Source organism: Moritella sp. F3, assembly GCF_015082335.1.
Taxonomy (GTDB): Bacteria; Pseudomonadota; Gammaproteobacteria; order Enterobacterales; family Moritellaceae; genus Moritella.
Map to the genome: position 1 here is coordinate 23,765 of NZ_BLRL01000015.1, position 26,784 is coordinate 50,548.

Genomic DNA, 26,784 nt, shown 5'->3' on the forward strand with positions numbered 1-26,784 from the left:
TAATGACAGTCGCTGCCTTTATCATTTTTTACTTGAAGATAACACCTATATTAGTATTGCTGTTTATTACTCTGTCTTGGTCTGTAATATATAAAAATAACGTCATAAATGAAGCAAATATGTTACTGCTTAATACAAAGTGGCAATACAAAGAATCATCAAAAAGAGTAGTTGAAGACAATATCATAACAGCCGAACTAATAACATTAGTAAATAATAAAAATCGCCTTTCGTTTGATGTAAACGTGATTGACATTGATGGTCAAGAAACACCTTATTTTCAACCTAGACTTAGATTAAAGTGGCTAAATCCAGAATATCACTACGAAGGGGATTTAGGCATTGGCCAGGTATGGCGATTTAAAGTTCATCTCATTGACAGTGAAGCCTCGGGATTATTAGCAGGTCATATTCGCTATACAGGGTTTATTGATAAAGGCGAAATAATTAACTCTAAGTTTAGTTTACGCGGGGAGTTGTACCAAGTATTTAAATCAGTCTTACCAGCCAACAGTAATCCTATGTTGTATGCGTTAAGTTTTGGTGACAGGAGTTACATTGGTAATGAATTATGGACGCAGTTTAAATTATTAGGGATTGGTCATCTCGTCGCTATATCTGGTTTGCATATTGGGCTTATATTTGGTTTTTGCTATGCCTGTATACTGCGATTGTTGAGATTATTTAATCAGCCTTATCAATTGTTCATCACTTTAGCATTTAGTTTATGTGTATCTCTCTTTTATGCATGGATAGCTGGCTTCTCGTTACCAGCGTTAAGGGCTATCATTTTATTGAGCGTTCATTGCCTTTATCGACTGCAATACTACAAAATAACGCTAGTACAGTTGTTTTCTATCATGCTTTTCGTTACTTTAATTGTCGATCCGTTGGCGGTATTCTCGGTCGGATTTTGGTTATCCTTTTCAGCTATGGCTGCTGTTTTTATACTAGTTTGGCTAAACCAACGACAGAACTCCATTGATGAATCGAGTGCACTTGATAAACAGGGCAATGTTATTAAGTGCTGGTATCGCATTAAGTTGGCGGTAAAGGCGGTTATCAGCAAGCTCGTGTACCTCTGTCATAGCCAAGTATTATTGACATTATTCATGTTGCCGATGCAACTGTCTGTGTTTTCGGGCGTTAGCTTAATCTCTGTCATCATCAACTTGATTTTCATTCCTGTTTTTAGTGTTCTTGTATTACCAGTGCTGTTGATAGCCGTACTCTTAGTCGGAATAGTGCCGAAGGTTAGCGGTATATTACTCATTATTGTGAATGATGTTTTAAATAGCATTGAAGCTATTTGGGCGAGGGTGACTGTGTATGATGGTATTTGGATCGAGCAAGAGCAATTAATTAGTGGGGTATATCCCAATGCTCCAGTACTTATCTTTATTTTATTTATGATGGGTTTTATTTTTAAGCCAATGCGCGTTACATTTCACTCTTTGTGTCTGTTATTATTACCATTACTGTTTATCGCTATTTGAGTTCAGTTAGGATTATGTATGAATAATATTATTAAAGCGGGTCTGTTGGCTGCGTTCTTGTTTCCTGGTGCAGCTCATTGGTGGTTAAAGAAATATATACTGGCAGGTGTCTTTGCTATTGCTGCCGCCGTACCGCTCTATGTGATTATGGATGTCACGATGACACAAACACAATTAGTCATCGATAAGGTGTTGCAGTCTGGCGGACCGATTGATTTACTGAGTATAAATACATTGGTGACACAACAGATGGCAAGTCTTGACACTCAAGGCGTTTACTATGCCACTGTTATGCTGCTTTGTGTCTGGTTAGTTAATATATTCGACGCAATTAGACTAGCAAGAAAGCGCGAGCATTAAGCATAAATTGCTGATAATGCTTGATCTAACGTATCATACTTAAATTTAAAACCTGAATCTATTAGGTGTGTTGGTATGACACGTTGTCCATAAATAATCAGGTCTGCACGCTCACCGAGTAATAAACGTAACACTAATGTTGGCGTTGTTAATCGTGCCTTTTTATTAAAGCAAGCAGCTAATTTAGTTGAAAATTCACGGTTAGTAACAGCATTTGGTGCTGTAAGATTAAATGTGCCAGAGAGCGATTTACTTTGTAATAAATAATTGATGGCTGAGACCATATCATCGATATGTATCCAGGACATGTACTGTTTGCCTTGCCCGATAGGGCCACCAAGTCCAAATTTAAAAGGTAAGGCCATTTTTTGTAAAGCGCCTTTATCTTTCGCTAATACAATCCCGGTTCTCATGATCGCTGTTCGGGTTAATGGGCAAGCTGTTCGGGCTATTTTTTCCCAATTTTCGCACAAGTGACTAGAGTATTCAGGATGGTATTTTGGGTGTTGTTCATCAATAGCCTGGTCACCTTGACGGCCGTAAATACCAATAGCTGATCCACTGATAAAGACCTCTGGCGTTATTTTCTTAGTTGATATTAAATCAACCAGTTGCTGGGTCATCTCCCAACGACTCGATTCCAGAACATGTTTGTGTTTATCACTCCACATTTTATCCATAATAGGCGAACCAGCTAGGTTGATGACTGCATCGACATGGAGTTCACTTGGTAATTCGTGGAGTTGGCTGATGAATTTGATATTGTGACTCGGTATATGTGCAAATGTACGTTTGGCGGTACTGATATTACGAGTTAACACAGTAAAATCATAATCAGACTGGAAGGTATTAATAAATGCTTGGCCGATGAAGCCGGTGCCTCCCGTAATTAGTATATGCATATAGGCTACTCAGTAAGTTATGTATCTTATAGTGTAGGCCATTTGAGTTTTTTATATAATACAGAATCGGGTTTTTTAAACAAAAAAGCAAGTTAGCGTATATCACTAACTTACTTTCAAATGAAGTCATTAATGAAGATCTTGTGAAGACCTTAATGGCTAGCAATCATTCACTGTTAACGCGCGGTGCAGAATAGCAGTACACGTTTTTTCGCTTCTTTGATAAGTTTACATTGTGGTAAACTCTTGATTAGAAACTCCGTTTCGTTTGATCTACGCGTAACAAAATAGGTATCTTTAGTGATATCTTGTACTGCAACTTCGAGTTTTATTTTACGTTCAACAGCGAAGCCTCGAGAATAAAATTGAGCTGAAAATGGTCGTTTGTCTATATAGATTAGCTCGCTATTCTGGGCTTGTTCTGACCAAGCTTGCATCAAGCCTTTTTCAGACTGTTTACTGGTTACTTCAGTGCGTAATAAGATAGCAATAATCAAAATTAACACTGGTGCAATAAAACCTGTTTTATATACTTTACTCGATAATGGGTTATTACGCTGGTAAGTCACCATCAATAAAGCAAACGCCGGTAAACAAGGCATTACATAACTTGAAAGAATGTTGCCACTAAATGTAAATAATAATAATGGTGCTAATAACCAGGCCCACAAAAAACTCGTATAATTAAGCTCAATTGTATCGTCTTCCTCTTGTTGTATTCGTGTTTCACGTTTCGTTTTTATGGTTATCTGTAAACTTTTAACCCATTGGTAAATAAATATAGGTGTCCAAGGTAGGGCTGAAATAATAGCAAATACCCAGATAGTTCCTTTCATCTCTTTGTGTGCAGTACCGTATAAATCACCTTGCCAACCGCTCACGAGGAAACGTTTGATATGCTCACCAACGATAAAGTAGTTAAGAAAACCCGGAGTGGAATACTCTGCGATGATATACCAAGGTAAGCTGGTTGCAAGAAACAGCGGAATACCGGTTTTCCACGGTAAACTACGGAACATAGTCATCCACGTTTTGTTAAACAGCGCCCAGATGAATAAGCTAATGCCAATCAAAACTAATGCGAGGGGCCCCTTGGCTAGCATACCTATTGTTAGACCAATAAAAAATAGGTGTCCCCATAAGGCAGACTTATTTTTATAGTTAAGCCAAAATGCGGCCATGCTAAGGGTAACGCCTAACGTGAGCGCAGTGTCAGTCATGACGGCACCTGTTACGACAATAAAGGTCGCTGTTGTTGCTAGGATAGCTGTGGCTAACCAGGCCTCTTGCTTTCGTTCTGAACTGAGTCGTGATGGCAAAATGTTATAAGCCAGTAAGCCAACAATGGATAATATTAATCCACCTGTGAGTAGGTGTGGGATCCGCACTGCAAACTCGTTTAATCCAAATATTGAAATGCCCGCCGCGCTCATCCACGTGAATAGGGGGGGCTTACCCCAAAACGGGACGTTGTAATCGAACATTGGCGTGATCCAGTTACCGGTTTCTGCCATGATCCTCGCCATTTCACCATACCGTGCCTCGGTCGTGTCCATGAGCGGGAAAAAGCCAAGGGTAAATAATCTGATTGCGATTGCTGTCACCACCAAGGTGATGGCTATTTTGGTTAAAGATAAGTGGTTTACTACTTTAGACATGTGAAGACTAGCCTTGTTTAAAATTTGTGTTATGTGCTTGATGAATATTCTGCTTTTAGCGTCCACGATTTTCACGTTGAGCATGTACCGAATTATTTGAGTTGAGGTTTACTGTTGGCGCAGTGCAGCTTTCATTCATGACGATAAAGTTAGGGCGTTGTTTTGATTCGATAAATAAACGGCCCACATACTCACCCATTAAGCCGATGGATAGAAGCTGTATACCGCCAAGTAATAGGACAACGGTCATTAATGACGGATAACCAGTAACGGGATCCCCCCAGAATAACGTCTTGCTGACAAGAAAAATGACCATTATTACTGATACTACAGAGGTCACCACACCTACAGCAGTAGCGATGCGTAAAGGTCGAATGCTAAAAGAAGTGATCCCTTCAAATGCAAGATGGATCAGTTTTGCGTAGTTCCATTTAGTGGTACCTGCTTGGCGGGCGTCACGATCAAATTGCAGTGTACAAGTATTAAATCCAGGCCATGAAAGCAGACCCTTCATAAAACGATTACGCTCCGGTAATGCGTTAATAACGTCAACGACCTTACGATCTAATAATCTAAAGTCTCCTACATTACGCGGCATCTCAATATCAGCTAAACGATTAATCACTTTATAAAATAGATGGGCTGTTGAACGTTTCAGCCAATTTTCACCATGACGTTGTTTACGTTGCATGTTAACGACATCATAGCCATTTTCCCATTCGCAGACCATCTGTGGGATTAATTCTGGTGGATCTTGTAAGTCTGCGTCGAGCAGAATAACAGCGCGAGCAGTTGTATTGATCATGCCTGCTGTCATCGCGGATTCTTTGCCAAAATTACGACTCAGTTTTATACAGCGTACAATATGATTATTGGCTGTGAAGTTGATTACTTGAGCCCATGAGCTATCACTGCTGCCGTCATCCACATAAATGATTTCGCATGGTTCAGATAATGTATCAAGTACAGCGACTACCCGTTGATGGCATTCGGTTAGTACTTCATCTTCATTGAAAAATGGAATGACGATAGACAATAAAGGCGTCGTTTTGGCTTTAAGGACATCGCGATGTTCTGTAATGGATGTAATACTGGCTGGCATATGAAAATTCCGAAGTGGATTCTAATATGCTCACTTTAGTAAAGAGCATGTGGAATAAATGTTTTCGACAAGTTTTTTACATTTTTACATTAATTCGACATGCTCTTTGGCATAATAAAGGCGTAATCAATTTATTGGGTTAAGCTATTATGAAAATATTGTTAGTCGAAGATCATCAAGATATAGCGGGGATCATTTTTGATTTTTTTGAAATCAAAGGTTACACCTTAGATTATGCACAAGATGGTGTTCATGGTTATGAACTTGCGAGTAATAACTATTATGATTTAATCATTTTAGATGTTCAAATGCCCCGAATGGATGGACTCACTGTCTGTCAAAAGTTAAGAGAGCAGGGCGATGACACGCCTATCTTAATGCTAACAGCACGAGATACTCGTGAAGATACTCTTGCAGGTTTTGATTGCGGTGCTGATGATTACCTTATTAAACCGTTTGATCTTGATATCCTTGGCGCTCGAATTCAAGCGCTACATCGCCGTCGTAGCGGTAAGAATGCAGCGAAAATCTTAACGTTTGAAGCGTTATCGCTCGATTTAAAAACGCATATCGCTTCTCGTAATGGTTGTAATTTTGAACTTAACCCTACTCAGTTTACGATCTTGAAATTGTTAATGATAAGAACACCTGAAATTGTCACTAAAAATGAAATAATCAATGCGATTTGGGGGGAAGATGAACCAGAAGGCGATATTCTTCGTAGCCATATTTACCAATTACGTAGCCAAGTGGACAAGCCATTTCAGCAGCACTATATTAAAACGCTATCAAAAATTGGCTATCAACTCGTTTCAGTAAATCGTTAAATTTAGGGTTCAATATGGCGAAGGTACGTTCGGCTAAACAGCTTACATTTATTTATTTTTCAATTGTCGCGTTTGTGATCATCTTGATCCACGGGACAGTACTTGATTCTACGTTAGAAAGTATTGAGAAATTAAGTATTCAGAATAGACTCTTGCTACAAAAAGAGTCTATTGTTGAAAAGTCAAAACTGAGCGACAACAACCGTTCATTTAAAATTGATGAGTTTACGACTGGCTATATTGATCGTGTGACCTTGCCTGACCTCGTGGATGAAAATATATTTTTGCCTATTGATGAAGCTATCGAGATCCAGCAAAGTAATTCTTTAGGTACCGAATTCTTTTTGATGAAACTCGCGACATCGGATAAACAAGACAAATTTATTTATGTTGTCCATAGTGATCCTGCGTTTGAATTAGGTGAAGAAGAGATCATGTGGACGCAATCATGGCAGTCGCTGACTTCATTAGTGCTTTTACTTATTGCGCTGCTTGTTGTTATGCGGATTTCTGAGCGCTTAACGGCTCCCATTTCAGTGTTTGCGAAACAAATTGCACGCCGGTCGCCAGATGATACCAGTGATATCGAGTTACCACCGGGTGTCGCGACTAAAGAGCTGCTTCAGCTTGTTGATAGTTATAATAAGAATCAACAACAGAAAAACGCGTTAATCGAACGAGAACGCGCTTTTAATCGGATGGCAAGTCATGAATTACGTACGCCACTCATGGTTATGAAGGGCGCTACGAATTTACTGAGCTACAGTAATGAACCTGAATTTATTCGAAAACAGCAAACGCGTTTACAAAGTGCAACAAATGAAATGAACGATTTTATAGAAGCATTGTTATCATTAACAAAATCAGAACAAGATTTAGAGTTATCTCAGCGGAAGTTAAATGAAGATGAAATAATGGCAATCGTTGATACCCATAGTGCTTTATTAAATACCAAACCTGTTGTTGTTAATATCGAGATAAAGCAGGAACTTGACATAATAATGCCCGAAGTTGCGTTCAAGCTATTATTGGGTAATTTATTAAAAAATGCGTTTAGGTGTACAGCGGTTGGCGAGGTTAATATTGTTGTTGATAGCCAATCAATCTCAGTGAACGACACGGGGTGTGGCCTTTATCATAAACAGCGAGGTGATGAGGGACATGGTTTAGGTTTGCTGATCACCAGAGATGTTTGCCGTAAATATAACTGGCAGTTTGAGCTGAAAAACAATGATGCTGGTGGCTGTAGCGCCATTATATCTCTGTAGAATGACTGACAATACTATATGTGCACCTGATTACTTGCTAAATACCCAGCGGTCTGCAAGCAAGTAATTAACGAGCATACCAAATATAATCCCCGGAATAATGGCGATGATCGCGGTATTACCGGTGAGTGATAGCCCGGTAACTAATAGCCAATAGCAAAGCAGGTTTGGGATTGCACCAACACAAGATGCACATAGAAATTTACTCCACTCTTGCATTAAGCTGGTATTTTCATGTTGATTTTTAAATGTGAAACTGCGATTTAATAGCCAATTACTGTTTACGGCAAAGAAAAATGCGAGTAATCGGGCGCTCAACAAAGGGAGGAATGTTGAGAATAATACCATTGCGAACAAATCGACGACAAAACCCATCCCGCCGACCATCGCAAATTTAACATACTTGTGATTCATATTATTGCTGACTATACGTTGTATAAATCATCAATGTAACATTTAGCTTGTAGAAAAAACGTGAATATAACAGTCTGTAAATGCCTTCATACAATCAGTAATATCTGCACTAATGAAGGTCTACAATAACAATCTATAACAGAAAATCTTCATAAATAGGATTGAACACTGTGGCACTATGAATTAATGCATGCGCAGTTAGCGCGGGAACGCCATATACTTCAGCTCTCACTTGATGACGCGTTTTGATTGTATCCAGTAAGATCGCAAAGTCACCATCACCAGAAAGCAGTACGACGGTATCGACTGACTCAGCAACTTGTAAGACATCGATCGTTATCCCTACATCCCAATCACCTTTGGCACTACCATCACTGCGCTGGATAAAAGGTTTTAGCTTCACATCAAAGCCAATATGTTTCAGAGCATCTTGAAATTTTCGTTGTTGGTCATCACCACGGTCAATGGCATAAGCGTAAGCCGTGACAACATCACCTTGTAGCAATAAATGTTGCCACAGTTTGCGATAATTAAACTGACGACCATAAGTCTGGCGAGTGGTGTAATAGATATTCTGTACGTCAACAAACACTGCTATTTTTTGCACAAGCTCCTCCGGTGTTCCATTATTGCTTTAAGTCGTGTATTTAAATGAGCTATTTATTCGCGTATTTGGCTAGATATTGGTCAAGCGCATTACCAAATGCTTGTTTATCTTTTGCTCCTAATGCAGCTGGGCCACCTGTCATTTCACCGCTTGCGCGCATCGTGTCCATAAAATCCCGTATATTAAGGCGCTGACGAATATTACTTAACGTGTACTTTTCACCACGAGATGTGATCACATGTGCGCCTTTTTCAATAACTTCGGCTGCTAATGGAATGTCAGAGGTAATAACCAGATCGTCTTTAGCGACTTTCAATACAATGTGATCATCGGCAACATCAAAGCCTGATGGTACTTGGGTCATTGAAATATATGGAGATGCTGGTACACGTATCCAATGGTTTGCGACTAATACCAAAGGTACTTTCACGCGAACCGCTGCGCGAAAGAGTATTTCTTTCATTGGGCCTGGGCAAGCATCAGCGTCAACCCATATTGTAATATTATTTTGCATAAAACCTTCAGGTTAAATTCGAGAGTGCCATTTTAGCGTATTAATAGATGAAAATGTTGTTCGTTGATATTTATTAGCCATACTTAATTTATATTTGTTGAGGGCTTGCTATGTTTAAAATGCGTTATTTTAGGGTTTCATCATCTAAACAATTATATCGTAATCGTTTGAAGCTTAAATTTAAACGAGCATTGATGTTCATTGCTTTCATCTATACTCACCAGGCCTTAGCTTTACCTGTAGATCATATTTCTATTGTGGGAGCTGATGAAAGGAAAAGTATCGATGAAACTATAAATGATCGTTATGCGCTTGTACATCATAGTAATAAACAACTGGATCATTTATTACCTGTGATTAATACGCAAGCAAGCGTGCCTATGTCTAAGCAAGAGCGGCAGTTTTCTAGTCGAGTGAGTTATTTAAATTGGCTTGCATCGCAGTACAGTTGGGATGAAATTAAATTATCACGACTATTACGTGTTGGTGATCGCAGCCCGAAAATTCATGAAATCCATTCGAGGTTGACGTTGTTGGGTGACAGCGAAACATCAATTCAACTATCAGATATATACAGTACTGATATTGCGATTTCAGTTCGTCACTTTCAACGTCGCCATGGTCTAGAGGCTGACGGTGTCATTGGACCTGCAACATTAAAATGGTTAAATGTTAACCCCAAGCGTAGAGCCACATTACTAACTGTTAATATGGGTAACAAAATGGATTACATGGCAGATCTAGGGCCGCGTTATCTTTTAGTTAACATCCCTGCATATGAATTATTGCTGAGTGATAATGGTGAGATAGCACTGCGATCACGTGTTATTGTTGGTAAACCAAAAAAACCGACGCCAATATTATCAAGTGAAATTAAAAGTATGGTGATTAATCCAAGCTGGCGTGTTCCCCGTAGTATTTTAGAAGACGATTTACTGCCTAAAGTAAGACTGAATGGTGACTTTATCAATCAGCGTAATTTTAATGTCTTTAATTATGAAAATAATAAGGTTGAAAGGACTGCTGCTGAATGGGAAGAGCTTGCTGGTGGGTTATTCCCATATCGACTCGAACAAATGCCAGGTGCAAATAATGCGCTTGGTCGCTATAAATTTTATTTCCCCAATAATTTTAGTGTTTACCTTCATGACACAACTAACCCTAAACTATTTAGCCATACTAACCGTGCATTGTCTTCTGGCTGTATTCGTATTGAAAAAGTTGATGAACTGGCCGATTGGGTCGCTAACAGTCTTGTTGATAATAAGTCGTTGTGGACACGATTAAAAATTTCTAGGAATACGACTAAATGGTTTCCTTTAAACGATGTATTACCTGTCCATTTGGTATATTGGACGGCATGGATGGATGACAGTGGTTTAAGCCAATATCGTGATGACATATATGCTTTACAGCGATAAAGCTTGATTTGAGAGCAATTAGAAACTATATTCCACTTTTGTTGTGTGAAAATCAACCAGTGGTGATGTGTGTCAATAGTAAGTTCAACACGAAGAAAAGTGATATTAGGTCTTGGCGGCTTAGCGGCGTATTCAGTTTCGCCAATCAAAGTTCAGGCAGGTCAGGCTATTCAGGGTAAAAGAAATTTAGAGTTTTACAATATTCATACTCGAGAACGTGCTCAGGGTCATTACTGGGTAGACGGTATATACCAAGAAAATACACTCAATGATTTTAGCCATTTATTACGTGATCATAGAGAAAATTTATCCGCACCAATGGATAAGCGCTTATATGAATTGCTTTACCAATTAAACAAGACACTCAATATTTCAGAAGAGTTCCATGTTATTTCTGGTTATCGCTCACCTAAAACCAACCAAATGCTTGCGAGTAAGAGTCATGCTGTTGCGACTAAAAGTTACCATATGCGTGGAATGGCTATTGATATTGCAATACCGGATGTGAAGCTATCTCACTTACGCGAAGCAGCTATATCTCTAGAGCTAGGTGGGGTGGGTTATTACCCTAAATCAGGTTTTATTCATGTGGACACTGGGCGTGTAAGAATTTGGTAGTAATACCTGATTCAAGCTCACTTAAATATAACGTCAGCCTTAGCATTACTTTTGGTGCCACCAGTGCATGCTTCTGAGAATGCTAAGCCCGCACCAACTAACTTGTTATTCTCTAGTGTGACCTTATTTAAGCTAGGGTTTAAAAATGTAGTAAATAGACAAATAGCGGTAAACTTATCCTGGTCATTGATAATCAAGTTATCCTTAATGAATGTGTCACCATGGCCAGCAGCAATGCCAATCGCTCTATAGCCTGAACGGTTTGTTATATTACTGAGCACATTATCAACGACTTGATAACCGCCAAGCGGTGCAAAAGAAGATTCAGTTGCGATGGTGATTGCAGCATTAAACTTTAAATTTATATGGTTAATGCGATTTTGGATTATTTTGACATTGTAGGCATTGGCTTTTACATCAATAGCTTCATTGCCTGTGTGATGAATAAGGTTGTTTTTTACTAGCACATTACTGACGGTATATTTAATTTTTAACTGAGATCTGTCTTTGGTGTAAGAGCCATCACCAATATAGATACCCTCTCCATATTGAGGGGATAGTAAACCTGTGTTAAATATGACGTTATTCTCAATTAAGTAGTTTTTACCGCCGCTATACCGTGGCTTTATTGATATAGCTTGATTACCGGTATTAAATACACGATTCGATAGTAATGATATATCTGAAGAATCTTGTATGAAAATTGCGTATAAGCCTCCAGTGATAATTAAACCATCAATAACAATCCCGTTTGAATTTTTAATTGCTATCCCTGTACCACTATAGTGTCTACTTTTTATTGTGGTACCAAGATAATGCAAAGGACGAATTATGAGTGGCTTATTGCCACTATCGAAGTCTTCAATCACAATTGCTGATTGATAAACATCAGCAAGACACACCACGTCACCTTCAATATATTGTTCTAACGCAAAATTCAGTTTAGAAAATGTGGGTATTGAATTCGATATTTTCTTGTCACTACTTGAAATTATTTTTGTACAGACTGAATGTGCTTTGTCCGCGTCATCATACGTGCTATTAGCGAAAGCCATTATTTGTACATTAATCATTATAATGAACAGTATGATGTTGTTTTTGTACTGACTTATCAATTCATACATCATACAGCTCCAAATGACGACTCATCTAACTGTGTTAAGGATAGCGCATGAGATAAAGTCTGACATTGAATGTAGTGCCAAACTAAGTCTTAGCGTCTAGTATCATAGTAATGTTGAAATAATTGTTATATTAAACGTTGCCAATATAACCCACCGAATACATATATCTACTAACTGTCATATGACTTTTTCATTGGATTATTTATGAATGTTTTTATCTGGTTCGAAAAGTACGGTTTATTATTTATGATGTTGTTTTGTCTTGGGGTATATACTCCTGACTTTACTTATAAAATTAGTATGATGGATCATGAATTAGATGTAGTTACAGATAGTCTTGCAGAAAGTAATGCCTTTAAACAAATATTTTGGGTTGTGGTATTTATGTTTTTTGCTTTTCGGTTTTTTATCAATACCGAGTTGAATAAGTTAAAACCAGCACTAATAAATAAAATATTTTTATTTTTTGTGATATGTGCAATTGCTTTTTTAAGTGCAAGTTGGTCAAGTTACCCCATTATTTCGATGAAGAGAGCTATTTTTCAGATACTCTTTTGCACGTCAGTATCTCTAGCACTCTGTTTTTCCTATTTTCATCGTAGTATTGAAATTAACTTAAAGTGTGCCGCGGTCATATGTATCGTCATGATCTTATTATCACTTATTCAGGGGGCTGGGTTTAACGAAGATCTAAATTTAGCTGGTTATTCTAAATCTAAGAATACGATGGGTCTAAACTTAGCTGTACTTATTATAGTCAGCCATATGTGGATTAAGTCATTAAATATAAATAGTCGTTTTTTGTATGCGACGCTTGGTGTTCTCTTTGTTTTTCTTATATTAACGCAGAGTAAAACGAGTATCATACTTTGTATTGGTTATTTCTTATTAACGCAGATTAGCTTATTTAAAATAAAAGCGTTTATGACTGTGTTTTCGATTCTGTTTTTTTGTATTTTTATATTAATACCTGGTATTAGTTATCATTTGAGTCACTATCAACATATAGCCTTGTATGTTGATGATGACTTTATTACCGGGCGTGGTGTTATATGGGATTCATTGTATTATGATCTTGGTTTTTTTGACAAAATAACTCTAGGTTATGGCTATGGTAGTTATTTTGGCGTTGGCGTCATCCCTTTTGTATTAGATGATAAATATAGCTTCCTGCAATATATATCCTCAGCACACAATGGCTATTTACAGATGTTATTGCAATTTGGCGTTATTGGTTCTAGTGTCCTTTTTATAGCTTTTATTATATCTATGCTTAATGCGAGTAATGTATATATACACGCGGCACTTATTGTACCTGTATTTCAGAACGTCACTGAATCGAGTATATTTAGAGATGCAAATATAGCGTGGTTTTTAATGCTGGTGATAATTGTATCTTCCAGTATTCATGTCTTAATAAAAGACATGAGAAGTGACAGTGACATGATGGAAAGTGTAACGTGATTATTTAAATAAAATCCTAATAGGATTATCTATTTATGAGTAATATAAACAAAGATCTGAATAAAGGGATAAAGAATAGTCTAATCGGTAAGTATTCACTTTATATTTTTCAAATGATGTCATTAGCTATTTTGGCTAGGCTGTTCACGCCAGAAGATTTTGGTACTTTGGCTGCCCTACAAGTGTTAATTTTATTCTTTCAGTTGTTGGCAACATCGGGTCTTGCACCTGCTATTATTCATCAAGATTCGATGAGTGGGGAGCAGCGTAATGGCATATTTAGTGCGACAGTTATTATCGGGATGTTGTTGTCGTTTTTATTCATTTATATTACACCGATATTAGCGAACTGGCTTAGTTTAACAAACGTTAGCTTAATCACTTATGTATTAGCGTTGAATGTATTCTTTTCTGCAATTGCAATGCTCCCCCTGGCCTCACTCCAAAAAGATACCCAGTTCATCATCATAGGCAAAGCTGAAATAGGTGCAGAGATAATGGCATTTATTATTTGTATTCTTTTGTACTTTTGGGGTTTTGGTGTTGTTGCATTGGCGATGAAACTGTTGGTTACACCGATAGGGCGGTTTGTGTTCTATTACTTATATTCAAAGAATACCGAAATAGGGCAAGTGAAATTGGGTTATAAAATTTCGAGCATATTACCGTTATTTGCGATCGCAAAATATCAGCTTGGTTTTAATATATTAAATTTTTTCTCTCGTAATCTCGATACTATTTTGGTCGCAAAATACTTTGGCGTTGCGACAGTTGGCTTCTACGAAAAAACATATCAAGTTATGCGTTATCCGCTTCAATTGTTTACTTTTGCAATAAACCCCGCTTTACAGCCTGTTTTGACTCGATACAAGGATAAACCAAGTATTATTATGGCTGCATACTATAAATTAGCTTATAAGCTTGCTGCTATTGGGGTTGTCACTGCTACGTTCATATTTTGGTACGCTGATGACATCATTATCATATTATTTGGCGCTCAGTGGTTAGCTGTCAGTACTTTATTAAAGATATTAGCATTATCCATACCAGTACAAATGGTCTTAAGCTCAACAGGCGGGTTATATCAAGCAATGGGCGCGACAAAGGAAATGTTTTATTGCGGTATATTTTCATCGGCTGTGAATGTATCTGCTATTTTTATTGGTATTTACAGTGGCGAAATGACAGTGCTGTGTCTTAGCCTTATCTTTGCTTTTATGATTAATTACTTTCAATGCTTTTATACTTTGCACTGTTACGTGTTTAAACTTAAAAAGCTGAAACCATTTTTACTGTTGACTGTTATGATACTAACTGGTTTTTTTAATGGGATATTTTACTCTTCAGTTGAAATACCCGTAGAACCGAGCAGTTTTGGAACCAGTATTTATAATATATCTTATGTGTTAATCCCAGTGTTAATTTTAATTTCCTCTATTCTATTTTTCAAACGGGTGTTAAGCCCTATTTTTAAACGTGAGGTATAAGCCTCTGTATTAATGTTGTTGCCTGCCTACTCGTTAAATTATTATAATAGTAATGTAATAAGTGGTTTGTAAGCATTATAAACCACTATGTTGATGCAACCAATTAATATCATTGTCTAACGCCTTAATTTTTAGAGGTATATGTGGTTAGCGTGCCTACATTTGCAGCCATAAATAAAATCACTGCTATAGTTAATGGAATTGCTAATGAGTAATTTAAGGTATTGCTTATTATATAGATGAGTTAAAGTTAATTAATGGATTATCAATGACATATTCATTGGATGAACAAATAATTTTCATAACTTAGTAGTTCATTATATATAAAATGAGCCTACTTTAAATCTGTTAAGGAATTATGCTTTGAAACCTGTTAATACATTTAAGGTAAGTACTTCTAATTATTCTTTTGTACATCGTTTTTTAGATCTAAGCTGTATTTCAATCTCATTAATATTTCTGATACATAGCTACAATCTTAAAATGACTCAAGATTATATTATCGTCGCATTAACCTCTGCTGTTGTATTTTTGTATATTGCGGAAGCCCTTCATTTATATCAATCTTGGCGAGTTGGCAGTTTAATCTCTGTGATGATGACAGTGACGGCCGTTTTTATCTCTTCGTTCCTTACTCTGTTTGGCATTGCCATGTGGTTGAAAGCGTCAGTGCCTTTTCCTGAGCAAATACTAACGCTGTGGTTTTTAATGGCATTTATATGCTGTTTGACATGGCGAATGTTGAAGCATCAGTGGACTGTTATACGAAGTAAACTAGGTATCAACTTACGTAAAATGGCTATATTAGGTGCTACGTCAACAGGTGTAAATCTATATCAAGAGATAGATCATTGTGATGAATTAGGTTTTGATTTTGTTGGATTTTTCGATGATAGACAAACGGATCGCCTACCTAAGGATCTCACCGTAATTAGCGATGTATCAAAATGTATAGACGAAGCAAAAAAAGGAAAAATAGACATTTTATTTATTGCACTTCCTATCTCTGCCGAAAAGCGTATCGCTGAAATCATTAATTTATTATCAGATACCACTGTGGATGTGTATGTCGTACCCGTGTTTATGCTCTCTGATGTGATGCAGGGGCGTGTGACTCATATCGGTAAAATCGACGCTCTTAGTATTTTTGAATCTCCTTATCTCGGTTCTAAGATATGGCTAAAGCGGTTTGAGGATATTGTTGTAAGTCTTACTGCTCTTATTGTCCTTTCCCCTGTATATATGCTTATCGCGCTGACATTAAAACTAACATCGCCAGGCCCAATATTGTTTAAACAAAGTCGATATGGGTTACGAGGCGAGAAAATCTCTGTTTACAAATTTAGAAGTATGAATGTCATGGAATCGGATGGCGTTGTTAAGCAGGCGATAAGAAACGATAAACGAGTCACTCCTTTTGGGGCTTTTATACGTCGTACTTCTCTTGATGAATTACCCCAATTTTTTAATGTACTCAAAGGTGATATGTCTGTTGTTGGGCCTCGTCCTCACGCTGTATCACACAATGAAGAATATCGTAAACTTATTCAATTTTACATGCTACGACATCATGTAAAACCAGGGATCACTGGTTGGGCGCAAGTAAGCGGTTGGCGAGGGGAGACTGATACGTTAGAAAAAATGCAAAAGCGTGTTGAGTTTGATCTTTATTATATTTTGCAGTGGTCAATATGGTTTGATTTTAAAATATTGATGTTAACGGTTTTGACCTGCTTGAAAAATGAAAATACTTACTAGCAACATGTAGCGGTGGTCATTATACAAGTTGCAAATCGTGAACTAGGAGCTGCCTGAATGAAAGAATTTAATATCAAATTTTGCTGGTTTACTCTCGCTTTATTCAGTGATAGTGCGCTGGCTTATATCCAAGACACGCATATTACTGACGGCGGTTTATTTGTAAAACCATCGTTGGAAATGAGGCTAGTTCATGATGATAATATTTTTAATCAACAAACAGGTGGGAAGAGTAGTGCTATTTCCTCTTTTATGCCGTCCTTGAATTTAAAAATGGATGATGGTGTTAATTATTACAGCCTTGATATGAACCTAGAAAAAGGGATTTATGAGGCTAGTGGTGAAGATGATTATACTGATGCAGATCTAGGTTTAAGTGCGCATATAGAGCCAAACGATACTCACCGCGTTGATCTTAGTGTAAAAGGCGAGTGGTTAACAGAGCAACGAGGTACGGGGATCTCAGAAGGGATTTTGGTACTTATCGATGAGCCCATTACCTATGGTAGGAACTCACTTACCGCCGCATATGAGTATGGTTCTCAAGAAACAAAAGGCCGAATAGCGTTTGATTTTAAATATTACGAGAAAGAATATCGTAATTTTGAGAATATCACGAGGCGCAGTAATTATGATTCACTCCTTGTTGGTTCTCGGTTTTATTATTCAACGAGAGCACATACGGATGCCTTTATCGAAGTGAACGCGGAAACAATAGGCTACGATTACAATCTGCCAGGCGAGTTTGTCCGTGATTCAAATGTATATACCGGCTTTGTTGGTATGCAGTGGGCAGGTTCCCCGGTCGTCAATGGTTTTGTTAAAATTGGTGGTCAAGCAAAAGAGTTTGATGATGAAGGTCGTGAAGACTTTACTGGTTTTAGCTGGAATGTTGGTGGTGTTTGGCGTCCTCTTACCTATTCTAAAGTCTCACTATCGACTTCTCAAGCCACTAAAGATCCAGATATTTTCGGTGATTACATTCTAGAGACGAAATATAAAGTTGATTGGAAGCATAATTGGACGTCATATATTTATACCTCTGTCGGTGTTTATAAATATAAGGATGATTACAGTGGTATTACACGGGTAGATGATATCTATGGGTACTCACTCAAACTTAATTATGACTTAAATCAGAATGTTGCAATTGCTGTATTTGGTGAATGGGATAGAAACCAATCGACGAATGCGGTGTTTGAATATGATAAAAATGTTGTCGGTGTTAATTTCATGTTTACGCTCTAGGTGGCAAGTATGTTGAAAAAAATCGCTATTAGTATGTTGTTTGTATTTATTCAATTTTCGGCTCTTGCTAAAGGCTCATATATTTTAGGGCCTGGTGATAAAGTTGAAATCAAAGTGTTTGGCCAAGAAGATCTAACGGTGGAAACATTATTAAGTAACAGTGGCCAAATTAATTATCCATTTTTTGGTGAGATTAAAGTAACAGGTTTAACTGTTAAGCAAGTTGAAAAATTAATCTACAAAGGCTTAAAAGGTAATTACCTTGTCAATCCTAATGTGTATGTTCATGTGGTTGAGCATCGCCCCTTTTATATTCATGGTGAAGTAAAAAAACCAGGTGGATATCCCTACCAACCCGGTTTGACGGTCAACCAAGCTATCGCATTAGCTGGTGGGTTAACCGAAAGAGCATCTAAAGATAAGATATATTTATTTAAAGAAAAAAACAAAAAATCTCAAATCAACGCAAGCATGACCTACAAAGTTAATGCTGGTGATACCATATTGATTAAACAAAGGTTTTTCTAATGGATAAATCAGAACAGAATCTGACTAAATCGTCAGTTAATAATGATATTGTTTTACCTTCTCCGCATTGGCACGTTATACAAAGGTATAAATGGCGGGTGCTTCTATTCGCAACGTTGGTATCCATCTGTACGGCATTCTATTTATCTAATGAATCGCCATTATATCGTGCGTCTGCAACGTTATTGATCGAGGCCGATCAGGCTCAAGCTGTTTCATTTGACTCAGTTCAAGGGCAAGATTCGAATCGAAAAGAATATTATTTGACGCAGTTTGAGATCCTTAAATCATATTCAATTGCTGAAACGGTCTTTGACCGGTTAAATTTGCAGCAGCAACCTTCATTCCAAAAATCGGAGAGCTGGAAAGATCAGCTGATTAGTTATCTCGTCGAGGTAATGTCACTATCTGATCTTTTAGGTTTGGATGATAATGTGGATAGTGAGTTTGTTGAAAATATAGGCGCGGGTTATATAAATGGTCTACCACAAGTCGGTGGTGAGATTAATTCTGCAGAGTTGGAAAGCCTAAATGATAAAAAAGCACGCTTACGACAGTTTTCAAAAAGTCTTATAGTTACCCCAATACGTAAAACACAGCTTGTTAAATTATCGTATGATAGTGAAGACCCTGCATTGGCTGCGTTGATCGCAAATGCGGTGGGTGAAGCATATATTGCACAAGATCTTGCAATTAAATCGTCTATTAACAAAAATGCTGCTCAATGGCTTGGAACCAGACTAGAAGATTTACGAGAGAGTCTTGATGCGTCGGAATCACGCCTACAAGTATACCGTAAAGAACAAAATATCATCGATTTACAAGATCGTGATGGGCGAGGGTTAACTGGCTTGGTGAGTAATGAATTGGAACAAACATCTCGTCAATTAATTGAAGCTAAAAATGAAGTTAATCAATTACAGAGTATTGTTCGCGCTGTTAATGAATATGGCGTTAAAAACATGGATAAATTAGAATCAATTCCTGAGATAACATCTCACCCTGTGATTCAAAATATCAAAACGTTAAAAGTGAAAGCTAAATTAAAAGTATCGGAATTATCACAAATATATGGACGTAAACATCCCGAGCTTATTGCGGCTAAATCAGAACTCTATACTGTTAACAAACATCTCACTACGCAGATATCTAAACTGGTAACTGGTATAAATAGAGATCTAAAAACCAAACAAAGTAATGTTGCGGCATTACGAAGAGAATACAACAAAATTCAAAACGAATTCCAGGATGTCATCGGTAAAGATAATGAATATCAAAAACTCGTTCGAGATGTTGAAAGTAACCGTAAACTCTACAACACCTTCCTAGAACGTTCGAAAGAAACTGCATTAACGAGTGATTTTAATGCTGCCGTTGCTCGCTTCACAGATCGGGCCCACACGCCAAGTAAACCAATTACGTTAAGCACCACAATACTCGTGATAATTGGCTTTGTATTAACTATTATTCTACACATTACCTATTTATTAGTTAAAGAATACTTCACCGATAATTTTAACTCGGTTGGCGATATAGAAGGCAAACTTGGATTACCTGTATTAGGTGTGTTACCTCAAATAGCCAGAAAACGTAACCAAGATTTGGATCTGCATTATTTCTTTGATGAAGAAGGACGCCAATTTTCAGAATCAATTAGGACATTACGAACTAGTTTTCTTTTAGCGCAAGGGCAACGAGTTAATCAGGTTATTGGGATTGTTTCGTCGCAACCGAATGAAGGTAAATCTACAACAGCGACAAACATTGCATTTTCATTAGCTCAGATAGAGAAAACACTCCTTATCGATGCTGATATGCGAAAACCAAGCCTGGCAAATAATTTTAAGGTTTCAAAAGGAAAGCCGGGGCTGGCGCAATTGATTACTGGTGAGGCCAACTTGGTCGATTGTATTATGGTAGATAAAGTATCTGGTGCACACATTATGACATGTGGCCCAACGCCAAAAAATGCACAAGAGTTATTATCGTCAAAACGTTTCAAGCAGCTATTGGAGACTTTAAAGCAGTCATATGATCGTATTATTATTGATACACCACCAATTCAAGCGGTGAGTGATTCATTGATTATATCCTTGCATACCGATGCTATTATTTACGTTATTAAGAGTGAAGCGACACGTGTGCGCCTGGTTCAAAATAGTGTCCGTCGACTCGCAAAAGTGGATGCTAATATCGTCGGTGTTGTGATGAATCATGTGAATACTGACGGGGTATCAGACTCTGACTATTATTACGGTTACTACACTGATGAGGCATACGCTGAAAAACCATCAGAGGCATAATACACACTATCAGCAGGTATTTATTACAAGATAAGTACTTGCTGTTTTTAGCGTTTTTTGGTTAAATCACGGGAGTGGATAATAGCCTAAAGGAATCAAATGTTAACGTCTCATAAATTTACCCGTTCTATATTCGTACTTACATGTGGCCTTGTGCTTACAGCATGTACTGGTGCGCGCCCTCATAATCTAGGGGTTGTTAACTCCATGTTAGCGCCTTGTCCTGAAACACCTAATTGCGTATCAAGTGATAGTCTAGACGAAAGTCATTATGTACCGGCATTCAAATTGGAAGCCAGTTCAGAGCAAGTTTGGTCTGAGATTAAGCTGTATTTAGATTCGCAAAGTAATATGGAGATCGTCAGAGAGCTTAAAGATTACCTGTATGTAGAAAGTACAAGTACATTTATGCGCTTTGTGGATGATGTAGAGCTTCACCTTCGCGAACAAGATGGCATTATTGCAGTGCGTTCAGCATCTCGATATGGCAAGTCAGACTTTGGTGTGAATAAAGAACGTATAGACGATTTATATTTATACCTAAGCGAAAAAGGCTTGGTGAGTGAAGCGGTTAAGTAATTCGATACATTAGTTTAGATGCGTTAACTTAAATATAGTGCCTTAAATAACTAATCTAAATAAAAAGGGTAATACATTCGTGTGTATTACCCTTTTTGCATTTTGGAAGTTAGAGGTTAGAAATAATTTAGCAGAGTACGGTAATAATCATTCGTTTCCATTAAGGTTTTATGATCACCGTGAGCCACGATACGTCCTTCATCCATCACAATGATTTTATCCATTCGCTGTAACATTAATGGTTTATGCGTGATCAAGAGTAAACTTTGCTGTGACTGTTCAAATTGCTCAAATAGATTGTGAATAACAGTTCGTTCACTACGACGGTCAAGGCCTTTTGTCGGTTCATCCAATACGACGACTCGGGCATTTCGTAATAAGACTTGGGCTAAACATAGTCGCTGCTTTTGACCACCAGACAAACCAGAACCTGTTTCACCTAGCCATGTTTTAAAGCCATCTTCTAGTTCGTCGATAAATGTCATTAAGCCCGTTGCTTCACAGACATCACGCATTTGCTCATCTGTTGCTTGTGGGTTTGCTAAGCGAAGGTTATCGCCAATAGTGGCATGAAATAAATGACTATTTTGACTCATCAAAGCAATGTGTTCACGCAGTGACTCAGTATTTAGCAGATTTAAATCTATACCATTAATCGTGATTCCAGGTAATGCTTTATCGTCATGACTGTTAATAGCGATATTGTCGTTCGACATATTATTGAGCGTGCTGGTGGATTCTGGAACAGGCCAAAAACCCATTAACAAATTAACTAAGGTCGATTTACCAGCACCACTGGCACCTATAACAGCAACTTTTTCCCCCTGTTCAATAGTCAGTTCAATATCATTTAATACTTGCTCTTGAGCATCAGGATAGCTGAAATTTAAGTGATTAAATTTAATCGGACCTGTGGTCACTAATGTATCGCCACCAACGTCCGGTATTGGTTTATCAATAATTTCGAATAAACGCGCGGCACTGTCATGTACCTTAGGTAAAATCTGACAGGCAAGAGGCATATTAATGACGGTTTCAAAACATACTAAAATCATCAACGCCGCACTGGCTACAAATTCAGGCTGTAAATTCCCCGTTTGTACTTGGGGAACGAGTAAATATAAACTCGCAAATACAGTAGCGTTAATGGCCAAGAATGTTAATGCAGTGGCCAAAGCATGGAGGCGATGTAAGTGAAGTTCGCTGCTATGGTAATGTGCAGATATTTTACCAATGGTCTGCTGATATTGATCTGCAATTTGATAAACCAATAATTCACGCATTGATGCCATGCCATCAACTAATTCAATTTTTAATTCGCTCGACAGTTTGGCTTGTTGTTGTGCGCGTTTCTTACTTAATAATAAAATTAAGATTGGTAATACAAAACCGACAATAAGTAAGGCAGCAACAATCACCAGGGCGAGCTCAGATGAAATAAAACTCACACCCCAGCCCACAATCGGGATAGTAAAAATAGCCACAAGTGTAGGCAGTAATACCCTGAGGTAAAAATTATCTAATTCATCAATGTCTTGTTGTAAACGGGCAAGAATGTCTGATGATTTGAAGTTCACACGGTAGTAGGGGAGTAAGGGTTCTAAACGTGTGTAAAAATAGTAACGTAATGCGGCTAATGTATTAAACGTTGCTTTGTGAGTGAGCAAGCGTTCAGCATAACGACCTGCCGTTCGTACTATGGCAAGAAAGCGAATTATTGCTGCAGGGGTGAAGTAATTTGCAGTCACACCTGAAAGCCCGGCAATTGCCATGATGGTAATAAACCAGCCTGATACAGCAAGTAAGCCAATATTAGCCATGACGGTAATAATAGACAGAAAAGTACCGAGTAACATCAAAGGCAGTTGTGGTCTAAGCAGTTTCATTAATCTAACTAATGGATTCATGCGCTCGTCTCCATATCGATATTAACAGTGCTTGCATAGCTACCATTGAGTGCTAGCAATTCAGTATGTGAACCTTGTTCGATAATTTGCCCTTGTTCTAATACTATAATTTGTTTAGCATCAACGACAGTATGTAAGCGGTGGGCGATGACGATAACTAAATGTTGTTTGGCATACTCAGCGATGCTATTACTCACAATTTGCTCGGTATCTTTATCCAAATGGCTACTTGGCTCATCTAGAATCAACACATCAGGCTGGTGGTAAAATGCCCGCGCTAACGCTAATCGTTGAGATTGTCCGCCTGATATACCAACGCCACCTTCACCTACATGGGTATTAAGCCCGTCTTTTAGTTGTGATACAAAATCAGCTAAGCCAACACTGATTAATACTTGTTGCATTTTTTCAGCATCATATTCTTCAGTTAATGCGATATTAAAGCCGAGGCTGCCATAGAAAACATGCCCTTGTTGCGCTATCCAACCACAATTATTTAACCAAGCATCACGTTGCGCTGGCGTATGCTTGATACCATTGATTTTCATTGTGCCGCTATCAGGCGTATTAAAGCCTAAAATGGTATCAATCAAGGTCGATTTACCTGCACCGCTTTCACCAATAATGGCATACAAGCCTTGGTTAGAAAGGGTCAGATTAATATCTTTAAGGGTATTCTTTCTGCCTGAATAGGTAAAATTAACATCAGTTAACTCGATGTCGAAAGGTGCTTTAAATGGTGTTTCCGTTTGGCTTGCTTTAATTGGCGTGTTCAGAATTTCAAGCATGTCTTGAGCCGCGGTTACGCCCGCCATTTTGGCGTGATATTGAGTGCCTAATTGTCTGAAAGGTAAATAGAATTCAGGTGCTAGCAATAATACCCATAATGCTAATAAATAATCAACGCCACCGTAATATAGTCTAAAGCCAAGAATAACGGCGACGAGTGCAATCGCGATAGACGCTAGAAACTCCAGCATGAATGAAGAAAGGAAAGCGATCTTTAAGATCCCCATGGTCTGATTACCATAGTCTTCACTGATTGTTTTAACCGCTGCCATTTCTTGGCGCGATGCATTAAATATCTTAAGCTGAGTAAGGCCTTGAATAATATCAAGGAAGTGGCTGCTCATACGCAGTAATTTAGTCCAGTGCTTTTGGTTCAGGTCATGTGCTTTATGGCCAATGATGATCATAAACATTGGCACCATCGGTGCTGTTAACATTAAGACTAAACCTGAACGCCAATCCATAGGGAACACGGCAAATAACACAGCACTCGGAATCACAGAACAATAAGCGACAGTCGGTAAATACCCTGAAAAGTAATCTTCTAGTGAATCGACACCTTGATGGAGTAACTGTGCGATTTTGGCGCTGCCAATCGTTTGAGTTTTAGCGGGGCCCATCGCAAATAAGTGCAGTAATAACTGTTGTCTAATTGACACTTTAATAAGCATTGCTGCATGGCGGCTATAGCGTTCACTTATATAACCGAATAGTGTGCGGAAAAGGACGATAGCAATTAAGCCAAGTAATAACGGTGTGATTTCTGCGAGTGCTTTGTTTGAGAATATGATTTCGTTGATGATACCGGCTAAGAATGCCATTTGTACTATCATCAGTATGCCATTGAGTGAGCCTAATGCAATCGCTTTACTTAATTTACCTTGGGCATTGCTACGCTGGCTTTTTAGCCAGGTTAAGCGTTCTTTTTGCGTGTATTCTGTATTTACTGATTCTGTCATTGGTAAGCCTGAAATTGGAGGAATATTGAAACAATATTGAAGTAATAGTGAAATAATAAAATCTGAAATTGGAGGTTTAAAAACAGACGCCCATCCTTGGGCGTAAAGCGTGATCCTTACTTTTTATACTTTCTATAATTTAAATTATCGAAAGTTACTGGTTATTCTTTTTCATCATCTTGATCTTTTGCCACGTTATCCGTGTGCTGTTCCATTTCGTACCACATTACGTTAATGATACCGAGAGAAACTGCCAGCAAAACACCTAGGATCCAGCTGAAATACCACATAATTTACTCCTTAATATGCCGAGTGGGTGTTTTCTTCAATTTCAGAACGTGTCACCGTTCTCCACATTTTGCTATAACACCAAATCGTATAACAAAGAATAATTGGTAAGAATATCGCAACCACGATCAGCATTAAGTTAAGCGTTCCTTCACTTGATACTGAATCCCAAAGGGTCAAACTGTGATTAGGTGTGCTGCTTGATGGCATGATGAATGGGAACATAGACACGCCCATCGTTAAAATGACACCCGAAATTGATAGCGCACTGGCTGCAAATGCAAAACCACCCGGTTTAAAGCGTGCTAATAGACCTGCAATAACCGCCATTACTATACCTGTTGTTGGTAATAACCACAGTATTGGCATGCTGTTAAAGTTATTTAACCAGGCACCACTGACGATTGTAACGACTTTATTGGTTGGTTGAGCATAACCTTGCGTATCGATAACACTTTGAATCACGTAACCATCGATTGAAGTTGCAATCATGACACCAGCAAGGGCAAAACTAACAACAAGCACAGCTGCAAAAATTTGCGCTGCTTTTGCTGAACGTGCTGCAACGTGTTCATCTGTACGCATGCTTAACCAAGTACCGCCATGCATCAATATCATTGATACACTGACAACACCACTGAGTAGTGCAAATGGATTAAATAAAGCGAAGAATGAACCTGTATTCGTTACACGCATTAATTCATCAAAGCTAAACGGAATACCTTGTAATAAGTTACCGAACGCAATACCAAACACTAATGGTGGTACCATGCTGCCGACAAACAATGCTTTGTCCCAGTTGTAACGCCACTTTGGTGAATCAATCTTACTACGATAATCAAAGCCCATTGGGCGTAAGAATAGGCAGAACAACGTCAGCATCATTGCAAAGTAGAAACCACTAAATGCAGTACCGTAAACCATTGGCCAAGCAGCAAAAAATGATGCGCCGACAGTGATCAACCAAACCTGGTTACCATCCCAATGTGCAGCGATAGTATTAATAACCACACGACGTTCGGTATCATCTTTTGCCACGAAAGGCAGTAGACCACCTACGCCCATGTCCATACCATCGGTAACAGCAAAGCCGATAAGTAATACACCGATGATTAACCACCAGATAAGTTTTAAGCTTTCATAATCAAACATAATTTAAGCCC

Annotated in this window: 24 protein-coding genes; 13 read left to right on the forward strand and 11 right to left on the reverse strand. The window is 38.1% G+C overall.

Annotation, left to right across the window (positions count from 1 at the left end):
- Positions 1–119 precede the first annotated feature (119 nt).
- Complete coding sequence (locus tag JFU56_RS18950; protein WP_242066028.1) at positions 120–1,496, forward strand: ComEC/Rec2 family competence protein; 1,377 nt, start codon at positions 120–122, stop codon at positions 1,494–1,496.
- 18 nt (positions 1,497–1,514) lie between these two features.
- A complete protein-coding gene (locus tag JFU56_RS18955; protein WP_198438823.1) occupies positions 1,515–1,856 on the forward strand; it encodes a hypothetical protein in 342 nt (113 codons plus the stop codon).
- On the opposite strand, the gene JFU56_RS18960 is transcribed toward JFU56_RS18955, so the two are convergent.
- From JFU56_RS18960 to JFU56_RS18970, 3 genes are all read right to left on the reverse strand, one after another.
- Positions 1,853–2,758, reverse strand: coding sequence for a TIGR01777 family oxidoreductase (locus JFU56_RS18960; protein ID WP_198438824.1), 906 nt, complete (start codon positions 2,756–2,758; stop codon positions 1,853–1,855). The two genes, JFU56_RS18955 and JFU56_RS18960, sit on opposite strands and share 4 nt — an antisense overlap.
- Before the next feature lie 176 nt (positions 2,759–2,934).
- Positions 2,935–4,416, reverse strand: coding sequence for a glycosyltransferase family 39 protein (locus JFU56_RS18965; RefSeq protein ID WP_198438825.1), 1,482 nt, complete (start codon positions 4,414–4,416; stop codon positions 2,935–2,937).
- Between the two features lie 55 nt (positions 4,417–4,471).
- Complete coding sequence (locus JFU56_RS18970; RefSeq protein WP_198438826.1) at positions 4,472–5,518, reverse strand: glycosyltransferase family 2 protein; 1,047 nt, start codon at positions 5,516–5,518, stop codon at positions 4,472–4,474.
- Positions 5,519–5,667: 149 nt separating this feature from the next.
- Here JFU56_RS18970 and JFU56_RS18975 point away from each other — a divergent pair, with 149 nt between their 5' ends.
- Both JFU56_RS18975 and JFU56_RS18980 read left to right on the forward strand, forming a co-directional pair.
- Complete coding sequence (locus tag JFU56_RS18975) at positions 5,668–6,345, forward strand: response regulator transcription factor (protein ID WP_198438827.1); 678 nt, start codon at positions 5,668–5,670, stop codon at positions 6,343–6,345.
- 14 nt (positions 6,346–6,359) lie between these two features.
- Positions 6,360–7,613: a HAMP domain-containing sensor histidine kinase gene (locus JFU56_RS18980; protein ID WP_198438828.1), complete on the forward strand. Its 1,254-nt coding sequence runs from the start codon at positions 6,360–6,362 to the stop codon at positions 7,611–7,613.
- A gap of 30 nt (positions 7,614–7,643) precedes the next feature.
- Here the strand turns inward: JFU56_RS18980 and JFU56_RS18985 are convergent, their stop codons facing one another.
- From JFU56_RS18985 to JFU56_RS18995, 3 genes are all read right to left on the reverse strand, one after another.
- Positions 7,644–8,027 carry a GtrA family protein gene (locus JFU56_RS18985; RefSeq protein WP_198438829.1) on the reverse strand — a complete coding sequence of 128 codons (384 nt, stop codon included), beginning with the start codon at positions 8,025–8,027 and terminating at the stop codon, positions 7,644–7,646.
- A gap of 133 nt (positions 8,028–8,160) precedes the next feature.
- Positions 8,161–8,634, reverse strand: coding sequence for an NYN domain-containing protein (locus tag JFU56_RS18990; RefSeq protein WP_198438830.1), 474 nt, complete (start codon positions 8,632–8,634; stop codon positions 8,161–8,163).
- A gap of 49 nt (positions 8,635–8,683) precedes the next feature.
- Positions 8,684–9,136 carry a YaiI/YqxD family protein gene (locus JFU56_RS18995; protein WP_198438905.1) on the reverse strand — a complete coding sequence of 151 codons (453 nt, stop codon included), beginning with the start codon at positions 9,134–9,136 and terminating at the stop codon, positions 8,684–8,686.
- Positions 9,137–9,342: 206 nt separating this feature from the next.
- Here JFU56_RS18995 and JFU56_RS19000 point away from each other — a divergent pair, with 206 nt between their 5' ends.
- Positions 9,343–10,569 (forward strand): murein L,D-transpeptidase, encoded by a 1,227-nt coding sequence (locus JFU56_RS19000; RefSeq protein ID WP_198438831.1) that lies wholly within the window; start codon positions 9,343–9,345, stop codon positions 10,567–10,569.
- Between the two features lie 69 nt (positions 10,570–10,638).
- A complete protein-coding gene (locus JFU56_RS19005) occupies positions 10,639–11,187 on the forward strand; it encodes a DUF882 domain-containing protein (RefSeq protein WP_198438832.1) in 549 nt (182 codons plus the stop codon).
- Positions 11,188–11,204: 17 nt separating this feature from the next.
- Here JFU56_RS19005 and JFU56_RS19010 read toward each other — a convergent pair whose 3' ends face one another.
- Positions 11,205–12,242, reverse strand: coding sequence for a right-handed parallel beta-helix repeat-containing protein (locus JFU56_RS19010; protein WP_242066029.1), 1,038 nt, complete (start codon positions 12,240–12,242; stop codon positions 11,205–11,207).
- Between the two features lie 273 nt (positions 12,243–12,515).
- Between JFU56_RS19010 and JFU56_RS19015 the strand changes: the two genes are divergently transcribed.
- The 7 genes from JFU56_RS19015 (at position 12,516) to JFU56_RS19045 (ending at position 21,678) form a co-directional block, all read left to right on the forward strand.
- Positions 12,516–13,775 (forward strand): O-antigen ligase, encoded by a 1,260-nt coding sequence (locus tag JFU56_RS19015; protein WP_198438833.1) that lies wholly within the window; start codon positions 12,516–12,518, stop codon positions 13,773–13,775.
- Between the two features lie 35 nt (positions 13,776–13,810).
- Positions 13,811–15,262: an oligosaccharide flippase family protein gene (locus JFU56_RS19020; RefSeq protein ID WP_198438834.1), complete on the forward strand. Its 1,452-nt coding sequence runs from the start codon at positions 13,811–13,813 to the stop codon at positions 15,260–15,262.
- 363 nt (positions 15,263–15,625) lie between these two features.
- A complete protein-coding gene (locus JFU56_RS19025) occupies positions 15,626–17,020 on the forward strand; it encodes an undecaprenyl-phosphate glucose phosphotransferase (protein WP_198438835.1) in 1,395 nt (464 codons plus the stop codon).
- A gap of 57 nt (positions 17,021–17,077) precedes the next feature.
- Positions 17,078–18,268 (forward strand): outer membrane beta-barrel protein, encoded by a 1,191-nt coding sequence (locus JFU56_RS19030; protein ID WP_198438836.1) that lies wholly within the window; start codon positions 17,078–17,080, stop codon positions 18,266–18,268.
- 9 nt (positions 18,269–18,277) lie between these two features.
- Entirely contained in the window at positions 18,278–18,796 is a 519-nt protein-coding gene (locus JFU56_RS19035; protein WP_198438837.1) for a polysaccharide biosynthesis/export family protein, read from the forward strand.
- Positions 18,796–21,099 (forward strand): polysaccharide biosynthesis tyrosine autokinase, encoded by a 2,304-nt coding sequence (locus JFU56_RS19040; RefSeq protein ID WP_198438838.1) that lies wholly within the window; start codon positions 18,796–18,798, stop codon positions 21,097–21,099. Before JFU56_RS19035 ends, JFU56_RS19040 begins: the two co-directional genes overlap by 1 nt.
- Positions 21,100–21,198: 99 nt before the next feature.
- Positions 21,199–21,678, forward strand: a complete 480-nt coding sequence (locus JFU56_RS19045) for a DUF1499 domain-containing protein (RefSeq protein ID WP_198438839.1) — start codon at positions 21,199–21,201, stop codon at positions 21,676–21,678.
- 116 nt (positions 21,679–21,794) lie between these two features.
- Here the strand turns inward: JFU56_RS19045 and JFU56_RS19050 are convergent, their stop codons facing one another.
- From JFU56_RS19050 to cydB, 4 genes are all read right to left on the reverse strand, one after another.
- Positions 21,795–23,585 (reverse strand): amino acid ABC transporter ATP-binding/permease protein, encoded by a 1,791-nt coding sequence (locus tag JFU56_RS19050; RefSeq protein ID WP_198438840.1) that lies wholly within the window; start codon positions 23,583–23,585, stop codon positions 21,795–21,797.
- Complete coding sequence (gene cydD / locus JFU56_RS19055) at positions 23,582–25,333, reverse strand: thiol reductant ABC exporter subunit CydD (RefSeq protein WP_198438841.1); 1,752 nt, start codon at positions 25,331–25,333, stop codon at positions 23,582–23,584. Before cydD ends, JFU56_RS19050 begins: the two co-directional genes overlap by 4 nt.
- Before the next feature lie 161 nt (positions 25,334–25,494).
- Entirely contained in the window at positions 25,495–25,623 is a 129-nt protein-coding gene (cydX, locus tag JFU56_RS19060) for a cytochrome bd-I oxidase subunit CydX (protein ID WP_198438842.1), read from the reverse strand.
- 10 nt (positions 25,624–25,633) lie between these two features.
- The gene (gene cydB / locus JFU56_RS19065; protein ID WP_198438843.1) at positions 25,634–26,773 is read right to left on the reverse strand and encodes a cytochrome d ubiquinol oxidase subunit II; all 1,140 of its coding nucleotides are present in this window, start codon (positions 26,771–26,773) and stop codon (positions 25,634–25,636) included.
- Positions 26,774–26,784: the final 11 nt, after the last annotated feature.